This is a genomic window from Mesorhizobium sp. 1B3 (genome assembly GCF_050958605.1).
In the GTDB taxonomy this organism is placed as follows: domain Bacteria; phylum Pseudomonadota; class Alphaproteobacteria; order Rhizobiales; family Rhizobiaceae.
In genome coordinates this window covers 769172-786495 of sequence record NZ_JBJHDO010000001.1, presented here as the reverse complement: position 1 = coordinate 786495, position 17324 = coordinate 769172, and the positions used below count along the sequence as shown (strand labels likewise).

18 protein-coding genes are annotated in these 17324 nt (G+C 62.5%); 9 read left to right on the top strand and 9 right to left on the bottom strand.

Annotated features, from left to right (window positions below; genetic code table 11):
• Window positions 1-105: 105 nt before the first annotated feature.
• From der to ACCO56_RS03695, 3 genes are all read right to left on the bottom strand, one after another.
• Entirely contained in the window at window positions 106-1536 is a 1431-nt protein-coding gene (der, locus tag ACCO56_RS03705) for a ribosome biogenesis GTPase Der (RefSeq protein ID WP_433637722.1), read from the bottom strand.
• 3 nt (window positions 1537-1539) lie between these two features.
• Window positions 1540-2205, bottom strand: a complete 666-nt coding sequence (locus tag ACCO56_RS03700) for a tetratricopeptide repeat protein (RefSeq protein WP_433637720.1) — start codon at window positions 2203-2205, stop codon at window positions 1540-1542.
• A 122-nt stretch (window positions 2206-2327) separates the two neighbouring features.
• Window positions 2328-2897, bottom strand: coding sequence for an NnrU family protein (locus tag ACCO56_RS03695; protein WP_433637718.1), 570 nt, complete (start codon window positions 2895-2897; stop codon window positions 2328-2330).
• Between the two features lie 146 nt (window positions 2898-3043).
• Here ACCO56_RS03695 and ACCO56_RS03690 point away from each other — a divergent pair, with 146 nt between their 5' ends.
• The gene (locus ACCO56_RS03690) at window positions 3044-4042 is read left to right on the top strand and encodes a polysaccharide deacetylase (RefSeq protein ID WP_433637717.1); all 999 of its coding nucleotides are present in this window, start codon (window positions 3044-3046) and stop codon (window positions 4040-4042) included.
• On the opposite strand, the gene sbmA is transcribed toward ACCO56_RS03690, so the two are convergent.
• The 3 genes from sbmA to ACCO56_RS03675 form a co-directional block, all read right to left on the bottom strand.
• Window positions 4039-5316: a peptide antibiotic transporter SbmA gene (sbmA, locus tag ACCO56_RS03685; RefSeq protein WP_433637716.1), complete on the bottom strand. Its 1278-nt coding sequence runs from the start codon at window positions 5314-5316 to the stop codon at window positions 4039-4041. The two genes, ACCO56_RS03690 and sbmA, sit on opposite strands and share 4 nt — an antisense overlap.
• Window positions 5317-5528: 212 nt before the next feature.
• Entirely contained in the window at window positions 5529-6692 is a 1164-nt protein-coding gene (locus ACCO56_RS03680; RefSeq protein ID WP_433637715.1) for a YbfB/YjiJ family MFS transporter, read from the bottom strand.
• 87 nt (window positions 6693-6779) lie between these two features.
• Complete coding sequence (locus tag ACCO56_RS03675; RefSeq protein ID WP_433637713.1) at window positions 6780-6977, bottom strand: hypothetical protein; 198 nt, start codon at window positions 6975-6977, stop codon at window positions 6780-6782.
• 98 nt (window positions 6978-7075) lie between these two features.
• Here ACCO56_RS03675 and ACCO56_RS03670 point away from each other — a divergent pair, with 98 nt between their 5' ends.
• The gene (locus tag ACCO56_RS03670; protein ID WP_433637712.1) at window positions 7076-8032 is read left to right on the top strand and encodes a LysR substrate-binding domain-containing protein; all 957 of its coding nucleotides are present in this window, start codon (window positions 7076-7078) and stop codon (window positions 8030-8032) included.
• A gap of 85 nt (window positions 8033-8117) precedes the next feature.
• The gene (locus ACCO56_RS03665) at window positions 8118-9374 is read left to right on the top strand and encodes an aminopeptidase (protein ID WP_433637710.1); all 1257 of its coding nucleotides are present in this window, start codon (window positions 8118-8120) and stop codon (window positions 9372-9374) included.
• A 255-nt stretch (window positions 9375-9629) separates the two neighbouring features.
• On the opposite strand, the gene ACCO56_RS03660 is transcribed toward ACCO56_RS03665, so the two are convergent.
• Together ACCO56_RS03660 and ACCO56_RS03655 are read right to left on the bottom strand one after the other, a co-directional pair.
• Window positions 9630-9983, bottom strand: a complete 354-nt coding sequence (locus ACCO56_RS03660; RefSeq protein WP_433637707.1) for an ArsC family reductase — start codon at window positions 9981-9983, stop codon at window positions 9630-9632.
• A gap of 55 nt (window positions 9984-10038) precedes the next feature.
• Window positions 10039-10677: a TetR/AcrR family transcriptional regulator gene (locus ACCO56_RS03655; RefSeq protein ID WP_433637706.1), complete on the bottom strand. Its 639-nt coding sequence runs from the start codon at window positions 10675-10677 to the stop codon at window positions 10039-10041.
• A gap of 94 nt (window positions 10678-10771) precedes the next feature.
• Between ACCO56_RS03655 and ACCO56_RS03650 the strand changes: the two genes are divergently transcribed.
• Genes ACCO56_RS03650 through ACCO56_RS03630 form a run of 5 tightly spaced genes read left to right on the top strand, consistent with a single transcriptional unit; the run spans window position 10772 to window position 15301 of the window.
• Entirely contained in the window at window positions 10772-11848 is a 1077-nt protein-coding gene (locus ACCO56_RS03650; RefSeq protein ID WP_433637704.1) for a polyamine ABC transporter substrate-binding protein, read from the top strand.
• Between the two features lie 41 nt (window positions 11849-11889).
• A complete protein-coding gene (locus ACCO56_RS03645; RefSeq protein WP_433637701.1) occupies window positions 11890-12705 on the top strand; it encodes an ABC transporter permease in 816 nt (271 codons plus the stop codon).
• Window positions 12706-12707: 2 nt separating this feature from the next.
• Complete coding sequence (locus tag ACCO56_RS03640; protein WP_433637699.1) at window positions 12708-13490, top strand: ABC transporter permease; 783 nt, start codon at window positions 12708-12710, stop codon at window positions 13488-13490.
• The gene (locus ACCO56_RS03635; RefSeq protein ID WP_433637697.1) at window positions 13487-14545 is read left to right on the top strand and encodes an ABC transporter ATP-binding protein; all 1059 of its coding nucleotides are present in this window, start codon (window positions 13487-13489) and stop codon (window positions 14543-14545) included. Before ACCO56_RS03640 ends, ACCO56_RS03635 begins: the two co-directional genes overlap by 4 nt.
• 3 nt (window positions 14546-14548) lie before the next feature.
• On the top strand, window positions 14549-15301 hold the full coding sequence (locus ACCO56_RS03630; RefSeq protein ID WP_433637695.1) for an MBL fold metallo-hydrolase: 753 nt from the start codon (window positions 14549-14551) through the stop codon (window positions 15299-15301).
• Window positions 15302-15323: 22 nt separating this feature from the next.
• Here the strand turns inward: ACCO56_RS03630 and ACCO56_RS03625 are convergent, their stop codons facing one another.
• Window positions 15324-16733 (bottom strand): adenylate/guanylate cyclase domain-containing protein, encoded by a 1410-nt coding sequence (locus ACCO56_RS03625; RefSeq protein WP_433637693.1) that lies wholly within the window; start codon window positions 16731-16733, stop codon window positions 15324-15326.
• A gap of 203 nt (window positions 16734-16936) precedes the next feature.
• Between ACCO56_RS03625 and ACCO56_RS03620 the strand changes: the two genes are divergently transcribed.
• Window positions 16937-17320 (top strand): DUF3307 domain-containing protein, encoded by a 384-nt coding sequence (locus tag ACCO56_RS03620; protein WP_433637691.1) that lies wholly within the window; start codon window positions 16937-16939, stop codon window positions 17318-17320.
• Window positions 17321-17324 lie beyond the last annotated feature (4 nt).

The window sequence follows — 17324 nt, the reverse complement described above, 5'->3', positions numbered from 1 at the left end:
GAACGCAGCACAATCCCGGAGAGGACAATGGTGCATTAACCTTGATGGAGCGTTAATGCGACCGAATGGGGCACGATAATGACGACGGGATGTGCTTTCCGCTCGTCAACTCCGCTTCTTCGCCTTTCCGGCGAATGGATTCTCCGACGCGCGTAGCGCCACGCGGATGGGCACACCCGGGATGTCGAACGCCTCGCGCAGGTTATTGACGAGATAACGTACGTAGGACTGAGGCATCGCCTCCGGCCGCGAGCAGGAGAGGACGAAGCCGGGCGGCCTAGTCTTCGCCTGCGTCACGTATTTGATCTTCAACCGCCGTCCCGCCACTGCCGGCGGCGGGTGATGCGTCAACACACGCTCCAACCAGCGGTTCAGCCGCCCGGTGGAAACACGGCTGTTCCAGACCTTGTGGGTCTTCAGCACGGCCTCCATCAGCCGATCCAGTCCGCGCCCCGTCTCAGCCGACACGGGGACGGCCTGAACGCCGCGTACCTGCGGCAAAAGCCGCTCCGTCTTCTCGCGAAGATCGGCGAGCACTTCCTGCGGATTGTCGATCAGGTCCCATTTGTTGAAGGCGATCACCGGAGCCCGCCCCTCGCGGATGATGAGATCGGCGATCTGCAGGTCCTGTTTCTCGAACGGAATCGTCGCATCGAGCACGACGATGACCACCTCGGCGAACCGGACAGCCCGAAGCCCGTCGGCGACGGACAGTTTCTCCAGCTTCTCCTGGACCTTCGCCTTGCGGCGCATGCCGGCTGTGTCGAAGAGCTTCATCCGGCGCCCGCGCCATTCCCATTCGACGGAGATGGAATCACGGGTAATGCCGGCTTCCGGGCCGGTCAGCAGGCGCTCCTCGCCTATCAGCGTGTTGATCAGCGTCGATTTACCGGCATTGGGGCGGCCGACGACAGCGATGCGCAAGGGCTTGGTGTCGTCATAGGGCGTCTCGACATCGGGATCGGCGACGTCTTCGCCTATCAGCGGCTCGCTTTCGGCGGGCAAGCTCTCGCCTTCATCCTCCTCGCCAAAGGCGCGGGCTTCCCCGAGCGCGCCGATGACGGCGTCGCGCAGGTCAGGCATGCCCTGGCCGTGCTCGGCCGAGATCGGCACCGGCTCGCCAAGGCCGAGTTCCCAGGCCTCGAGCAGGCCAGTTCCGGCACCACGCGCCTCCGCCTTGTTGGCGACGAGCACGACGGGCTTACCCGAACGGCGAACGATCTCGGCGAATGTCCTGTCGTCAGGCAAGAGCCCTGCCCGGGCATCGACCATGAAGAAGATGAGATCGGCTTCGTCGATCGCGATCTCGGTCTGGGCACGCATGCGGCCCTGCAGCGTGGCTGCCGCGGCATCCTCGAACCCAGCCGTATCGATCACCTCGAAATGGAGATCGTAGAGCTTCGCGGGATGCACGCGCCGGTCGCGCGTCACGCCGGGCGTATCGTCGACAAGCGCCAGCTTTCTTCCCGCAAGACGGTTGAAAAGCGTTGACTTGCCGACGTTAGGCCTGCCGGTGATGGCGACTTTTATACCCATGGCTCACGACGCGGGGCCTGAACCACGGATCAGTTCGATCATCAGCGTAGCGCGTTCGCGCACGTCACGCGGCGCGGCATTGTCAGCCGAAATCTGCTCGAAGAGCTTCAGCGCATCCTGGTTCCTGCTTTCCTTCCAGGCAGACAGACCGAGCGCCTCGCGCGCGGAGTGGCGCAGCGGATTGGTGTCAGCGCTGAGTTGTTCGACCCGCTGGGAAACATCGGCGTAGGAACCATGGTCCACGAGCACGAAGGCAGCACGCAGCCGGGCCATGTCGCGTATCGACATCGCAATCGAGCCGTCATTCGCAATGGCGTCGAAGCCGGCCACGGCTCCCGCGAAATCGCCCTTCTCGGCCATGACCGTCGCCGCGCGCAGGCGCGCCAGCACCGGATAGGCGCCGTATCCGTCGGCCTCGAGCGCCTTCAGCGCGGCAAGCGCCTCGTCGTTCTTGCCTTCGTTGGCCAAAGCCAGCGCCTGCGCGAAGTCGTCACCGGAACGGCTCGCCTGCGACCCCGTCCAATATTCGTAGACGACGAAAGCCGCCGTGCCGAGCACGATCGCAACGGCAAGGCCGATGACCAAAGCGCCGTAGCGGTCCCAGAGAGCCTTCGCCTTGTCCTGGCGAATCTCCTCGTTTACCTCGCGAAAAAAGCTGTCGTCCGACATCAGAATCCAACCGTAGACATCCCGCTTCCCGTCGCGGGATCGGTGACGGCCGCCGTTTTAGCGGAATTTCGCCGGCATGGAAGGGGGAGCGCGGGAAATTCCGGGTTATCTCGCTCGGCCGGTCACGCGAGCGGCGGTACGCCGATGAGCCAAAGATGCAGCCTCCAGACGAAAAGGGCATAGAGCACCGCGCCCGACAGGACCGCGAGCACGTCCCACTTCGCCGGCCCGGCTTTCGGGAGGGGGGCTTTCCGGCGTTTTAGCGCAATGCGATCCGCCACTGCCCAGGCGAGGAAAGCGCCGAACAGGATGACGGCTGCGAGATCGCCATTGGCGAGAAGATGCGCGAATGCCCAGATCTTCACGGCAAGAAGGAGAGGATGCTTGAGAGCGGGCTTGAGGCGGCCCGCCGGAAAGGCCGATACCATCGCCGAAACGAAGGAGAAGAACATCAGCAGCGCCGCCACGTGCTTCAGCCATGTCGGCGGCTCATAAAGTACCGGCGCCACCGCCCAGGCCTTGCCATATCCCCAGACAATGAGCACGAAGCCGACAAGGGAAACGAGCGAATAGAGGCCTTTCCAGGGTCCTTCGCCCATAGCCGCAACGCGACCGTCGCGCCATGCAGGCGTGACCATGCGGACGGAGTGCATTCCTAGAAAAAGGATCAGTCCCAGGATCAGCGGCAGCATCGATTCCTCCAAGAGAACAGTCGACCCATCCTATCGTCCCGCCCCGCGATTGCCTATGAGCAGCCGGCATCGCATCCCTCGAATCCAATCTCGCCACATTCGGGCATTAGGTCCCGATCGTTTCCCGCCCTGCAAATCCGGTCCCCATGAATATTGCCTCCCGCGTTCTTGCCGTCGTCTGCGCCTTGCTTTCACTGTCCCCCATCGCGTTTGCTCGGCCCGTTGAGCCTACGCAGTATGTGATCATTTCCTTCGATGGAGCCCACGACCTTGCGCAATGGCGGCGCAGCCGGGTGCTTGCGCAGAACACCGGCGCCACCTTCACCTACTTTCTGTCCTGTGTATTTCTGCTGTCGCCCGAGACGCGCCGCGACTACCAAGCGCCCGGCAGGGCCGCCGGAAGATCGAATGTCGGGTTCGCCGCCACGACGCGGGAGGTTGCCGACCGCCTCGCCGAGATCTGGAACGCACATGCCGAGGGCCACGAGATCGCCAGCCACGGCTGCGGCCATTTCGACGGCAAGGAATGGAGCAGAGCGGATTGGGACAGGGAGTTCGACGCCTTTTCCATGATTCTGCGCGACGCCTACACGATCAATGGCATAAGCGGGGAACCGGAAGGCTGGAAAGCTTTCGCGACCGGCGCAATCCATGGTTTCCGCGCGCCCTATCTGTCGACGAACAAGGCTCTCTTCGCGGCGCTCGCCAATCGCGGTTTCACTTACGACGCCAGCGGCGTTTCGCGTGGACCAGCCGAGCCAAAGGAGAATGGCGGCATGATGCATTTCGCGCTGCCGCAAATCCCCGAAGGCCCATCGGAGCGCAAGGTCATTGCGATGGACTACAACCTCTTCGTCCGCCATTCCGGCGGCACGGAGAAGGCCGACAAGGATGCCGTGTTCGAGAACCGCACATACAAGGCCTTCCTCGCCGCCTTCGAAGCTCAATATGCAGGGAAACGAATTCCCCTTCAGCTCGGCTTCCATTTCACGCTGATGAATGACGGCGCCTATTGGCGCGCGCTCGAGCGCTTCGCAGAGGATGTCTGCAGGCGCCCGAACGTCGCCTGCGTCAGCTATCTCGATTATCTCAAGCGCGCCGCGCCCTCGACGGGCGCGGCACCTGCAGCCGGTCTCGGCGGTTAGCTCACCGCCTGGTCTTCCGCCGGCAGGCCTGCCCGCTGCCGTTCGATGTAATGCCGGTCGAGATCCGGCAGCGGCGCTCCCTCGAGCGTGGCTTCGAACGCACGCAGGCGCTTGAAGATAGAGAGGAGCTCGACGATCGTCGGCCAGGACATTACGAGATACTGGAAGGACGAACTGACCTGGCTGAAGGCCGTGGCGATCTGCTGCCAGACGCCCAATGTGATCTTGCCCGCCGCGATGGTGGGGATGAGGATCAGGTTGGCGAATATCGCATCGGCCTGAAGGTAGCCCGACCGGACGATATTGAAATAGGCGTAGTGAAAATAAAGGTTGAAGTAGTTGCGCCGAACATTGGCGAACAGCTCCGCCACGGTCGGCGGCTGCGCCCGATCGGCATCGTCTTCACCATAGACGAGTTCCTTACGGTAGGCTGCCTCCACACGCTGGTTCTTGAACTCTAGCCCGGGCAGCTTGATGCCTGCGACGACGAGCAGCACCGTTCCGAAAACGGACCAGAAGATCGCGGCGAACACGAGCGAATAAGGAATCTCGCCGACGATGGGCAGGACAGTGACGTGGCTCGACAACTGCGCGAGCAGCGGCAAGAAGGCGATCAACGTCATCAAGGCGTCGACGAGCTGCACGCCTAGCCCTTCTACCGTGGTTGAGAAACGCATCGTGTCTTCCTGTACACGCTGCGACGCGCCCTCGATATGCCGGAGCTTGGCCCAATTGGCCATGTAGTAATCGTTCATCGCCGTGCGCCAGCGGAAGATGTAGTGGCTCACGAAAAAGCGCGTGATAACGAAATTCGCAATAGACGTGAACGCAATCCCCGCGAAGACCCCGAGCAGGCTATAAAGTTCGCCTGGAGATACGGATCCGGGGGTGGAAATGGCCCTCTGGAACAGGTCGAAGAATGGGCCGCGCCAAGTGTTGAGGGCGACGTAAAGCTGCACCGACGCATAGGTCGAGAACAGGATCGCCGACGATCCGAGGATCGACCAGTTCTGCCAGGGATGGGGAGAATAGAGCGCCCAGAATGCGTAGAACGCTCCCACCAGGAAAGCGAAGTAGATATAGAACCACAGGAAGGGCTTCGACCAGAAGATCGGAATCCCCAAGATCGGAGGCTCGCCCGCCGGTGCCGGCGGCATGCCGAAATAAGCCCCGAGGCGCTCTCCAACGAAGAACCAGAAGAGCACACCCGCGAGGCTCCACAGGGCCGCGGAAATGAAGAAGAGCTTCGGCTTCGGGAAGAAGGATACGAACACGTCTGCAGGTCCCTTTTTGCGGTCGGTTCAGCAGCGGACTGACTCGGCGCATAAGGTCATACTTCGTGTCGAAAGGGAACGACACTTGATCGCGACGCCTGCGCGCCGCTCCAGCGCGTTGCGTGAAAAAAGGTTCACGCAACGCGCTGAAGCGTCTTGATTAACGCACTGTCTTTTTCCCGAAACCGCTGAACATTTTCGGAAGACGTGCTTTAGCCGGATCTGGCCCGCGAATTGGCCGACCAGGCAATGGCGGCCGAGAGCAGCAGCACTGCGGCCGCACCGAGGGAAGGGACGAAAAAGCTTCCGGTCCTGTCCGCGGCGATGCCGGCGACGATCGGTCCCAGGATCTGCCCTACACCGAAGGAGGCTGTCATGAGAGCGAAGGTGCGGCGCGGCGCTTGCGGCGCGAGAAGCCTGCCGGCCTGGAGCCCGATTGCCGTGATGGCGATGAAGGTGCCGCCGAGCAGAACGCCTCCGAGCAGCGGCCCTGCCACGCCACCAAACCCGACGCTTATGAGAACGCCAAACGCCTCGACGCAGCAGGCTGCCGCATAGGCGGCCGTAAGGCTCCAGCGCTTCACGAACACGTTCCAGAAATGGACGGAGGGAATGCCGGCAAGTCCGGTCGCCAACCACACGCACGCTTCGAGCAAGCGGCCGCCTTCCCCTTCCCGCACTATGGCGATCAGGAAGGTGGCCGTCACGATGTAGCCGAAGCCAAACATGCCGTAGGCCAGGATCATTTTCATCAGGGCCCGGTCTTTTGGCAGAGGCGCCTCGCGCAGCCCGATGCCCGCCATCGCGGGGCCGCGATCTATGAGCGGCAGGACGGCCATGAAACCGATCAGGGAAAGGACGCCGGACCACAACCAGCCAGCCGGCCAAGCCGCTCCTACAAATACCAGCGCGCCGATCGTCAGCGACGAAATGGCAATGCCCCATCCGACGCCGGAAAAATGCACCGCCTGGAGATCCGCGCGACCCGCCACCGCAAGGTGGCTGAAGACGACGGTCGAGGCGAAGATCATCGCAAAGGCGCTGGCGATACCGGCAAAGAAGCGGATAATGACAAAGGCCGTCAGATCCGTGGTGAGGCCCATCAGCGCGGCGAGAGCGGCACTGGCCGCCAGCCCAGCCAGCATGATCCGGCGTTCATGACCGCCAGCCCAGGCACCCGCCGCAACCAAGGCACCGAGCAGATAGCCGAGAAAGTTGGCCGAGGCGATCACCCCGGCGTCCGACGCGGAAAGCCCGATTTCCTCCATCATGCCCGGAAGAATCGGCGTGTAGACGAAACGGCCAATGCCCATGGCGACAGCCATGGCGATCAGGCCGCCGAGCGCGAGGCGGAAGGGCGAGGCCGGGCAGGTCATTGCCCGACCATAGGGTGTCCCGGCAATGATGCAATGCAGCACAGCACGACCGTTCGTCTGGTCCAGCCACTGCGTGCGGCAGCCGGCTCACCTGCAGCAATGCTGCGGCGCAAAGCTCCGCGATGCGAGCCCGCGACTGAACGGCAGGTCGGCCAGCTCGCGGCTCGTCATGGTTTCCAAAGCCGGATGGGACAGGGGATCGCGCAGCCAGGCTGCCTTTTCCTCTTCCGATGGAACCGGGGCGTCGGTGCGGAGCGCTTCCAAGACAACTGAGAAAATCTTCATTTTCAATCTCCTCAATGGCTGAGAGCTGCCTTACCTTCCTCTTTTGAAAATACGTTCTCAATCAAGAAATTGCGGGTCCCGCCTTTAGAATATCTAAAATGAGAAGCCTGAACGCCTTTCACCTCAATGGATTGCGCGTCGTCGAAGCCGTCGCGCGTCGCGGTTCGCTGCAAGCCGCAGCGGCAGAACTGGGCGTTTCGGCAAGCGCAGTGAGCCAGCAGGTCCAGCGCACGGAGAAGCGGCTCGGCCGGCCGCTCTTCGAGCGCACTCGTGGCGGCCTCGTTCCGACCGATTTCGGGCGCCTGTTCTCGGCCCGCCTGTCCGCGGGCTTCCGCGAACTGGCCCAGGCGATCGCGCTAGCCGAGACCGAAAGATCCGATACGCTCGTTATCTCTGTGGCCCCGGCCTTCGCCTCGAAATGGTTGCTCGCTCGCCTTTCGCGTCACTTCGCCCGACACCCCGGTGTCAGGCTGCGCATCGACGCCACGGCTGGACTTGTCGATCTCGACCGATCCGATGTCGAGGTCGCTATCCGTCTCGGCAGCGGCAATTGGCCGGGCATGCGCGCCGAATTGCTGCTCGCCCAGGAGATCTTCCCGGTCTGCGCTCCTTCGATTGGGGCGAAGCTGAGGGAGATCAGGGACCTTGCCACGTCCTGGGCGATCGAGGACGAGAACGCGATGATCACCTGGGACAGCTGGTTCGAGGCGGCAGGCGTGCCGCCCGTGCCGATGCAGTCGGGCGCACGCTTCACCGACCCCCTGCTTTGCCTCGAATCGGTGATCGCCGGTCACGGCGTCATGCTGGCTTGGCAATTGCTGGCGGCGGACGCGTTGGCCGATGGCCGCCTCATTGCCCCATTCGGCGTGCGAGCGCAAAGCGGCCTCGGCTACTGGCTGGTCACGTCCGCCGACCGGCAGGAGAGCCGGAACGTGCGGAACTTCAAGGCGTGGATCCGCGAGGAGATCGAGGAGACCATGGCACGCTTCGGATCGACCACGGTACGCAACAGAAATTCCGATGCGGTAGCAAGCGGCGGGACGACCCAGGTGTAGAATATCCCTTGTCCGTGCGAATGGACGCGCGGCGGTCTCGCGTCTATCTATGAACCGCACTTCAATCGTTCAGGCAGGCAGGATCATGACCTCACATCCGCGCGGTGTTTCCGCTTCCATCGATCCCGTGAAGCTCGACAGGCTGGCAGAGGTGGCAGTCAAAGTCGGGCTGCAGCTCCAGGCCGGCCAAGACTTGATCATGACCGCTCCGGTGGCCGCACTGCCCCTTGTGCGCCGCATTGCCGAACACGCCTACAGGGCCGGAGCCGGTCTGGTCACCCCATTCTTCTCCGACGAGGAGCTTACTCTCGCCCGCTACCGTTTCGGACCGGACGCGAGTTTCGACCGCGCTTCCGGCTGGCTTTACGAGGGCATGGCAAAGGCCTTTGAAGGGGGCGCGGCGCGGCTCGCCATCGTCGGCGACAATCCGATGCTTTTGTCCGGAGAGGATCCGGCCAAGGTGGCGCGCGCCAACAAGGCGAATTCCATCGCATACCAGCCCGCGCTGGAGAAAATTGCCGGCTTCGACATCAACTGGAACATCGTCGCCTATCCCACTCCCTCCTGGGCGAAGCAGGTCTTCCCCGGTGAGGAGGACGATGTTGCGGTGGCCAAGCTCGCGGATGCGATCTTCTCCGCGTCCCGCGTCGATTTGGACGATCCCGTCGCGGCCTGGAAAGAGCACAATGCGGCACTCGCCCAGCGAACTGCCTGGCTCAACGACAAGGCATTCCATGCCCTGCATTTCAGCGGACCCGGGACAGATCTGACGGTTGGCCTCGCTGATGGCCACGAATGGCACGGAGGTGCTTCGGTCGCCAAGAACGGCATCACCTGCAATCCCAACATCCCCACCGAGGAGGTTTTCACCACCCCGCACGCCCTGCGGGTCGAAGGACATGTGACCAGCACCAAGCCGTTGTCGCACCAGGGCACGCTAATCGAGGGCATCGCGGTGCGCTTCGAAGCCGGCCGCATCGTTTCGGCCAAGGCGACACGTGGCGAGGAAGTGCTGAACAGGGTTCTCGATACGGACGAGGGCGCAAGGCGGCTCGGCGAAGTGGCACTCGTGCCGAATTCTTCGCCGATCTCGAAGAGCGGCCTCCTGTTCTTCAACACGCTCTTCGACGAGAACGCCTCCAGCCATATCGCGCTCGGCCAGTGCTATTCGAAGTGCTTCGTCGACGGCGCCTCGCTCTCGCCGGAGGAGATTGCGGCGCGGGGCGGCAACAAGAGCTTCATCCATATCGACTGGATGATCGGTTCCGACAGGATCGACGTCGACGGTATTCACAAGGACGGCCGCCGCGAGCCTGTCATGCGCGGTGGGGAATGGGTGTAATACCTACGGCCAAAAGATTGACCGTTCGGGCAAGCCCCTCATCCGCCTGCCGGCACCTTCTCCCCGTCAAGGACGGGGAGAAGACCGATGTCGTCTTCGCTTTCGCCAATCACGGCCGTTGGCGATTGGCGAAAGTCAAGCGGCCGTCGTCTCTCTCCCCGCGAATTCGCGGGGAGAGATGTCCGGCAGGACAGTGAGGGGCAACTCGCGACCGGTCAAAGATCAACGCCCGTGGCATAGCCGGCGGAACGCCCCTTATGCCTCCTCGACGAATTTTTCGTAGAGATCCGGCTTGAAGCCCACCATGAAGCGGCCATCGACATCGAGCACCGGCCGCTTGATCATGGTCGGGTGCGCCAGCATCAAGCCCGTCGCCTTGTCGGCGTCCAGGCCCTCCTTGTCTGCCGCCGGCAGATCGCGGAACGTAGCGCTCGACTTGTTCAGGAGCTTCTCCCAGCCCAGCGCATCACGCCAGCGGGCGAGAGTCGGGGCATCCAGCCCATCCACCCGGTAGTCGTGGAAATTATATCCGATCCCCCTGCCCTCGAGCCAGACGCGCGCCTTCTTGACGGTGTCGCAATTCTTGATGCCGTACATGGTGATGGTCAAAGCGAAGCCCCTTCCTGATGGACTTTCGTCCGCATGAACGAGCGACGACTTCAGGTCAACCCTGGAGGGCATATCTGTCAGCCTTTCCGATGGCCTCGACCAGGATCCGGTTCTGGCGCCGGATGGCGGCGCGAAGTTGGGGCGTGCCGGCATCTTCGCGCTTCACGAATTCGATGAACATCATGTTCATGTTGTTGAAGACGAGTTCGCCCACCGAGTGCCCGTCTATGTCGGCGCGGACAAGGCCCAACTCCTGCAAACGGGCGATCAGAGCGCAGATTTGGTCCGTCAGCGCCCGGTCGAGTTCCCCGTAGGTCTGGCCGAAGGGACTGTCCGGCTGCTGCGTGGACGTGGCCATGGCCTGCCGCCACATCCCTTTGTCGAGATAGATCAACGAGTGCTCGATGTAGATGCCGATGAGTGTATCGATCGCGTCGCCGACATCGGCCGGCGGCTGCGCGACCACGCCCCGCCCGGCATTCAGCACCTCATTGACCTCCATCGACACGATGGCGACGAGGACGTCGCCCTTGTTCCGGTAGTAGTTGTAGATCGTGCCGACAGATACCTCGGCCCGCGCGGCGATGGCCTCGATCTTGGCTCCCTCATAGCCAACGTCGCGAAACAGCGCCGTCGCGGCCTCCAAGATGCGCCGTTGTCGATCCGCCTTGTGCTTGGCTCGCAATCCGCTCATGGGGGCGTATGTGGCACGAAATCGGAATTGACTCAATTTTGGAATTGGTTCAATTTTTTCGTAACGAGCCGGAAAAGGCAGGGGAGAACACTCGATGACGACGACTCTGATTTCGACAGTCGCAAGGCGCATCTGCTGCCTGGCCACGGCGAGCGGCCTCGCGCTCATGATGGGCGGCGGCGCCTTTGCCCAAGAGCTCAACGCGCTGATCTGGTGCGATCACGCCGACCCGGCCCTGCTTCAGCCCTTCGAGGAAGCCAATGGCGTGAAGGTCAATGTCAAGGAGTTCGAAGGCACGGGGGCCGGCCTCGCACTTGTGGAACAGTCGCAGCCAGGCGATTGGGACGTGATGGTGATCGATTCCATCGACGTGCCGCGCGGCGTGGAGAAAGGGCTGTTCGAACCGTTGCCGGAAGACAAGCTGCCGTTCGCCGATCTTTTCCCCGAGGTGAAGATGGACGCCTCGACGGTCGTCGACGGCAAGCGCTACGCGATCACCGAGAAGTTCGGATACAACACGATCGGCTTCAACAAGGAAAAGGTCGACCCGGCGGACATGCAGTCGATGGCGGCGCTGACCGGCGACAAATACAAGGGCCGGATCGCGATCTACGACTACTACCTGCCCGTAATCGGGATGGCCGCGCTGGCCGCCGGCAAGAAGACCGCCGATCTGACGGAGGCCGATCTTCCCGTTATCAAGGACATCCTGCTCAAGATGAAGGCGAACGCCAAGCTCGTCGGCGAAGTGACGGCCAGCCAGACCGCGCTCGCCACCGGCGAGGTCGACATCCTGGTCGGCGGCGGCGAATGGGTGACCGCCGGATTGGCCAGGGAAAACCCGGCGCTCGACTTCTCGATCCCCCAGGAAGGGGCTGTGCTGTGGTCCCAATCCCTGGCCATGTTCAAGGACAGCAAGAACAAGGATCTCGCGCTCAAATTCATCCAGTATGTGCTGAGCCCGGAAGGCCAGGCGCGGCTCGCCACCTCCTCCTGCTACTGGGGCATGCCGTCGAACAGCAAGGCGGCCCTGACCGACGAACAAAAGAAGACTTTGCGTTTCGACGAACAGCCGCAGTTCCTCGCCCGCGCGCAGCCCTACCCTGCACCGAAAGCCGATCTCGACAAGAAGTTCCAGGATCTGTGGACCGAAATGCTGCAGGCGCAGTAGATATTTCGTACGTGAGCACTGCTCCGCCTTCTGAGCGCATAATGCCCTGGGCGCTGGTCACGCCGGCGCTCGGCTGGACGTTGCTATTTTTCGTTTTGCCTTTCATCGCGATGGCCGCGATAAGCCTGACCACGCAGGAAGGCGCTGGCTTCACCCTGGCCAACTACACGGGCTTCTTCGCCAATCCATCCTATTGGAAGGCCCTCGTGAACTCGCTCGAGGTGACCGGAATCGTGACGGTGGTCTCGATCCTCCTGGCCTACCCCTTCGCCTGGATACTGGCCGAGATCGTGCCCCACCGATTCCAGCGGTTGGCGCTTGTGCTGGCCGTGCTGCCGTTCTGGACCTCCTACGTCGTGCGCTCCTACAGCTGGCTGCTGGTGCTTGCCGAAAACGGAATCGTCAACCGGACCCTGATGGCGACCGGCCTCTTCGCCGATCCGCTCCAACTCGCCAATACGAGGTTCGCGACCGTCACCGGCTTCGTCCATTTCTTCGTCATGCTCCTGACACTCACCATCTTCGCGAATCTGAAACAGCTCAGCCCTAGCTACCACAAGGCGGCGGCCGATCTGGGAGCGGGACCGGTACGGACTTTCCTGCATGTCGTCCTGCCGCTCACCCTTCCCGGCATCATGGTCGGAGCTTTCTTGACCTTCGTGCTCGCCATCGGCGACTACATCACGCCGCAGATCCTCGGGGGCAACAACGAGCTCCTGATGCCGCAACTCATCATGATGCAGATCGGTCGGCGCGGTGACTTTCCGCTGGCCTCCGCGCTCGCAATCATCCTCATGGCGGTGGTCACCGTTGCCTATCTCGCCTGCGCGCGCTGGCTGAAGATCGAGCGGGCGTGATCATGCGCGCGGCCCCGAAAATCCTGATCGTTGCCTACGCGCTTTTCATCTACGCCTTCATCTTCCTGCCGGTTGTCGTGCTGGCGCTCTTTTCCCTGCAATCGACGTCCTTCCCGATTCCGCCTTTCACCGGACCGTCGCTGCGCTGGTATGCGGCCGTGATTTCGGACACGCGCCTCGTCGCCGCGCTCGGCAACTCGGTCCTGGTCGCCGTCCTCTCCTCCCTTGTCGCCACCATTCTGGGCTTCCTCGCCGCCTGGGGATTCGCCCGTTTCCATCTGCCGGGGTCCGCCTGGTTGCGCGCCCTGCTGACCCTGCCGCTGACGGTGAGCTACCTCGTCATCGGCATGGGCCTGCTGATCCTGTTCAACTGGACGGGAGTGCCGAAATCGCTCTGGGCTGCGGGAATCGGCCACGTCGTCATCAACCTGCCGCTCTGCTTCGCAATCATCTACAGCCAGATGGGCGACCATCAGATCAACATAGAGCGGGCCGCGCGCGACCTTGGCGCCCCCGAATGGAAGGTACTGACGCTGGTCACGGTGCCGGTGATGGTGCCTGCGATCTTCGCCAGCTTCTTCCTTTCCATGACATTCTCCTGGGACGAGTTCGTGATCTCCTTCCTGCTCACCCGTTTTGACACAACCTTGCCCGTCGAGATCTGGAACCTTTTGCGCGCGGGTCTCAACCCCAAGACCAACGCGGTCGGGTCGCTGGTCTTTGCCGTCTCGATCGCGATGGCCTTCGCCCTGGAATTCATCCTGTTCCGCAAGAGGCGAGCATGAGCGCGCTCGTCGACATCTGCGACGTCTCGCACAGCTTCGGTCATCTGCCAGTGCTCAAGAATATTTCGCTCGGCATCGAGGCCGGCAGCTACACGGTCCTTCTCGGCCCATCGGGCTCCGGCAAAACCACGCTTTTGTCCGTGCTCGGCGGCTTCATCACCCCAAGCCGGGGCAAGGTTCTCATCAGCGGCCAGGATTGCACCACGACGACGCCGGCCAAACGCCCGACGACCACCGTTTTCCAGGACTACGCGCTCTTCCCGCATATGAGCGTCGGCAACAACGTAGCCTTCGGGCTGCGCATGCGCGGTATCGGCAGGGCCGCGCGAAAGGCCCGCGCCCAGGATGCCCTGGCGCTGGTCGGCTTGGCGGAGATCTTCAACAAGAAGCCGCACCAACTTTCGGGCGGGCAGCGGCAACGCGTGGCCTTAGCCCGCGCGCTGGTCGTCGAACCGGCCGTTCTGCTGCTCGACGAGCCGCTCGGCGCACTCGACCTCAAGCTGCGCCGCCAGATGCAAGACGAATTGAAGGCGCTCCAAAAACGTGTCGGGACGGCCTTCGTTCACGTCACTCACGACCAGGAAGAAGCCATGGCGCTGGCCGACCACTGCGTCGTCATGAACGACGGCCGCATCGAAGACAGCGGTGCTCCAGAACGGGTCTATTCCCGTCCGGCAACGCGCTTCGCCGCCACCTTCATGGGCGAGAGCACCCTTTTCCCAGGAAGGGTGTCGGACAGCGGCGGTGGCAGGATCGGAGTGCAGACCAGGCTGGGAACGACCATGCTGCCGGGGAATGCGCCGATCGGCTCGGACATCTGGCTGGCCGTCAGACCGGAGCATGTCAAGATCGGCCAGGGCATTGGTTTCGATCTCGGTGAAGCCGATATCGGATCGGTGGTCTTCCAGGGGAGCTTCAAACGTGTGCTGGCGAGGTCATCACGCGATCCATCGATCGAATTCATCGCCAAGCTGCCCGCTCACGCAGCGGTACATCAAGGCGAACGGGTTCCCCTGCACTGCCTCCCGACCGATCTCATCGTGCTGAGGGATTGATCCATGCCGAAGCTTCCCGTCGTCGAACACCGATCCTGGTATGAGACACTGAGGATGGCGGATGACGTGACGCTCATCCACGAGCCGTGGATAAAGCCTTTCTTCCGCTGCAACATCTGGCATGTCCGAGGGCGCGACCGGGATCTCCTGTTCGACAGCGGCCTCGGCCATGTAAGCCTCAGCCGGCATGTGGCGCTGGTGAGCGAGCGCCAACTGGTCTGTGTTGCGAGCCATACGCATTTCGACCACATCGGGTGTCATCACGAATTCCCCGACCGCTGCGTGCATGCGGCGGAGGCGCACATTCTAGCGGACCCGCGCAACGAATGGACGCTGGCCGACCGCTACGCGACCGAAGAGATGTTCGATGCCCTGCCCTGGGGGTGGGACACGTCGCGTTACCATGTCCAACCCGCGCCCGCCGGCCGAATCCTAGGGGATGGCGACGTGATCGATCTGGGCGACCGCGCTTTCGAGGTGATCCATACGCCCGGCCACTCGCCGGGCGGCATAGCGCTTTTAGAGAAGAAGACAGGCACGCTGCTTTCTGGCGACATCATCTATGACGGACCGCTGATCGACGACGCCTACCACTCCGTGCTGGACGATTACGTCGCGACGCTGGAACGCATGCGCATCGTCCAGCCGTCGATCGTACACGGCGGACACTTTCCGAGTTTCGGCGGGACGCACTACCGGCAGATCATCGACGAGTATCTCGCGGGCAAGCGCCGTCCGGGCTGCCATCTCAAATGACGGCCCCGCCGAGGCCATAGCATTACGGGATCACGTAGAGCGCGACCTCACTCGCAACGCCCCGCAGCATGGCTCCCTGCGAGACCGGAGCCAGCTTCGCCGCCTCCAGCACTTCGGCCGCTCGCGTATCTTCCACGACCGCATCCGTGGCATAGATCGATTGCGAATTGGCGAGGCCCTGGACGCGCGAGGCGATGTTGACGGTTTGGCCGAAATAGTCCTGCCGCTCGTTCATCGAAACGGCGATGCAGGGGCCCTCGTGGATGCCGATCTTCAGGAGAAGGTCCTCGCCGCCGCGCTCCCGGTTGAGCTCGCGCATTGCTTCGCGCATGCGCAATGCTGCCGCTACCGCGCGGTCGGGTGTGGGGAAAGTCGCCATGACGGCATCGCCGATGGTCTTGACCACGGCGCCGGCCTCGGATGCGACAATCTCGTTCAACACGCGGAAATGAGCGCGGACGAGATCGAAGGCAGCGAGATCGCCAACCCGCTCGTAGAGCTCGGTCGAACCTCGCAGGTCGGTGAAAAGGAAGGTGAGGCTGGTGATCTTGAGGCGCTGGTCGACGTCCAGCGTGTCGGTCCGATAGAGATCGCGGAAGGTCTGGTTGGTCAGCAGCCGTTTGGCGGTGAGGAAGGGCCGCCGCTTGGCAAGCATCTCGTGGAGCGCCTCCGCGGCGACGCAGACCGACGGCAAGGTGCGCGTATCCGTTCTGTTCTCGAAGGAGATCCGAAGCGGCCCCGGATGCATCTCCAGCGTCTGGTTCAGCGTATGCTCGCGGTCGATAACGATCGACAGGCTCTGCCGCTCGCGCGTGGGCTCCCCTCTCACGTCGAGGAACTGCACGGCATGAGTCACCGGCTCGAAGACGATGACGAACTCGGCCGGAAGCTGGATCGAAAGGATCGCCTTTTCCCCCGGTGGGAGTTCGATGGTTTCCAGCATGAAATCATCGAGCAGTTCGGCAAAGCCTTCGTCGGGTAAGTCTACCCCCGACCCCCAATAGATCTGACGGAAATACTCGGCCGGCGGCAGTTCGTGCGGATTGTGTGCTCCGATCTTGCGGATACGCGGGTCGACCGTGAAGGTGACTTCGACCATCTCGTCGAGCGTCGGCTCGTAGCCCGCCGCGCAGAGCGCGCAGACATATTGTTCCTTCTTCACGGTCTTCAGAGTTGCGTTGGAGTCGAGCACGCCCCCGCATCCCGGGCAAAGCACGTTCCAAGAGATGTCGAACAGGCCGAGATGCGCGGCGTGCAGCATAGCGGCGAGGACGTCCTCTTCGTCGAGACCGTTCCTTGCAGCGAATGCCAAGGCATTGATGCGGCACAAGTGGTGGTCGGGCGCCTCCGCGATCAGCCGCTCGATCGCCGCGACCGCGGCCGGATCGGCGGATCGCTGCAGGATGGGAAACAGATCCTTCGCGTCGCTCATGGCATCGCCTCCGAGATCAGGGGCGGCCACGATACACCGACCGCACCGGACCGAAAATCGAAATCCATCCCTTGAAAGCATCATGGTGACAGAACGCGTTCGACACCGGTGCGCGGAGGCGTCGCACTCCCGGTGTTGTCAACGCGGCGCGCGCCCACGATTCTGGACTGTTTCCCATTCCGCTAAAATATCTATGATGGGTTATGGCGCTCTATCTGCTACTTCTCCTGACCGGCTTCCAGATCAAGCACTTCGTCGCGGATTATCTGTTGCAGACGCACAAGATGATCATGGAAAAGGCTTCGTTCTCCAAGCCTGGCGGCTATGTGCATGTCGCCATCCATGCTGCCGGAACCCTGCTGATCCTGCTCCTGGCCGGCGTTCCGCTTTCCCTGACAGTCCTGCTTATCGCGGGTGAGGCAGTAGCCCACTATCTTATCGACTATGGAAAGGCCAACTGGTCGTGCCGGCGGCCTCCGGATATCGCGAAGGCTTCTTTCTGGGCCGCCCATGGAGCGGACCAGTTGTTGCATCAGCTGACCTATACGCTGATGATCTACATAGTCCTGGTGAACCGCATCGGCTAAAGCC

Coding starts and splice junctions, on each gene's coding strand:
- der (WP_433637722.1), bottom strand. CDS start 1,536: ATGGGTATAAAAGTCGCCATCACCGGCAGGCCTAACGTCGGCAAGTCA.
- ACCO56_RS03700 (WP_433637720.1), bottom strand. CDS start 2,205: ATGTCGGACGACAGCTTTTTTCGCGAGGTAAACGAGGAGATTCGCCAG.
- ACCO56_RS03695 (WP_433637718.1), bottom strand. CDS start 2,897: ATGCTGCCGCTGATCCTGGGACTGATCCTTTTTCTAGGAATGCACTCC.
- ACCO56_RS03690 (WP_433637717.1), top strand. CDS start 3,044: ATGAATATTGCCTCCCGCGTTCTTGCCGTCGTCTGCGCCTTGCTTTCA.
- ACCO56_RS03680 (WP_433637715.1), bottom strand. CDS start 6,692: ATGACCTGCCCGGCCTCGCCCTTCCGCCTCGCGCTCGGCGGCCTGATC.
- ACCO56_RS03675 (WP_433637713.1), bottom strand. CDS start 6,977: ATGAAGATTTTCTCAGTTGTCTTGGAAGCGCTCCGCACCGACGCCCCG.
- ACCO56_RS03670 (WP_433637712.1), top strand. CDS start 7,076: ATGAGAAGCCTGAACGCCTTTCACCTCAATGGATTGCGCGTCGTCGAA.
- ACCO56_RS03665 (WP_433637710.1), top strand. CDS start 8,118: ATGACCTCACATCCGCGCGGTGTTTCCGCTTCCATCGATCCCGTGAAG.
- ACCO56_RS03655 (WP_433637706.1), bottom strand. CDS start 10,677: ATGAGCGGATTGCGAGCCAAGCACAAGGCGGATCGACAACGGCGCATC.
- ACCO56_RS03650 (WP_433637704.1), top strand. CDS start 10,772: ATGACGACGACTCTGATTTCGACAGTCGCAAGGCGCATCTGCTGCCTG.
- ACCO56_RS03645 (WP_433637701.1), top strand. CDS start 11,890: ATGCCCTGGGCGCTGGTCACGCCGGCGCTCGGCTGGACGTTGCTATTT.
- ACCO56_RS03640 (WP_433637699.1), top strand. CDS start 12,708: ATGCGCGCGGCCCCGAAAATCCTGATCGTTGCCTACGCGCTTTTCATC.
- ACCO56_RS03635 (WP_433637697.1), top strand. CDS start 13,487: ATGAGCGCGCTCGTCGACATCTGCGACGTCTCGCACAGCTTCGGTCAT.
- ACCO56_RS03630 (WP_433637695.1), top strand. CDS start 14,549: ATGCCGAAGCTTCCCGTCGTCGAACACCGATCCTGGTATGAGACACTG.
- ACCO56_RS03625 (WP_433637693.1), bottom strand. CDS start 16,733: ATGAGCGACGCGAAGGATCTGTTTCCCATCCTGCAGCGATCCGCCGAT.
- ACCO56_RS03620 (WP_433637691.1), top strand. CDS start 16,937: ATGGCGCTCTATCTGCTACTTCTCCTGACCGGCTTCCAGATCAAGCAC.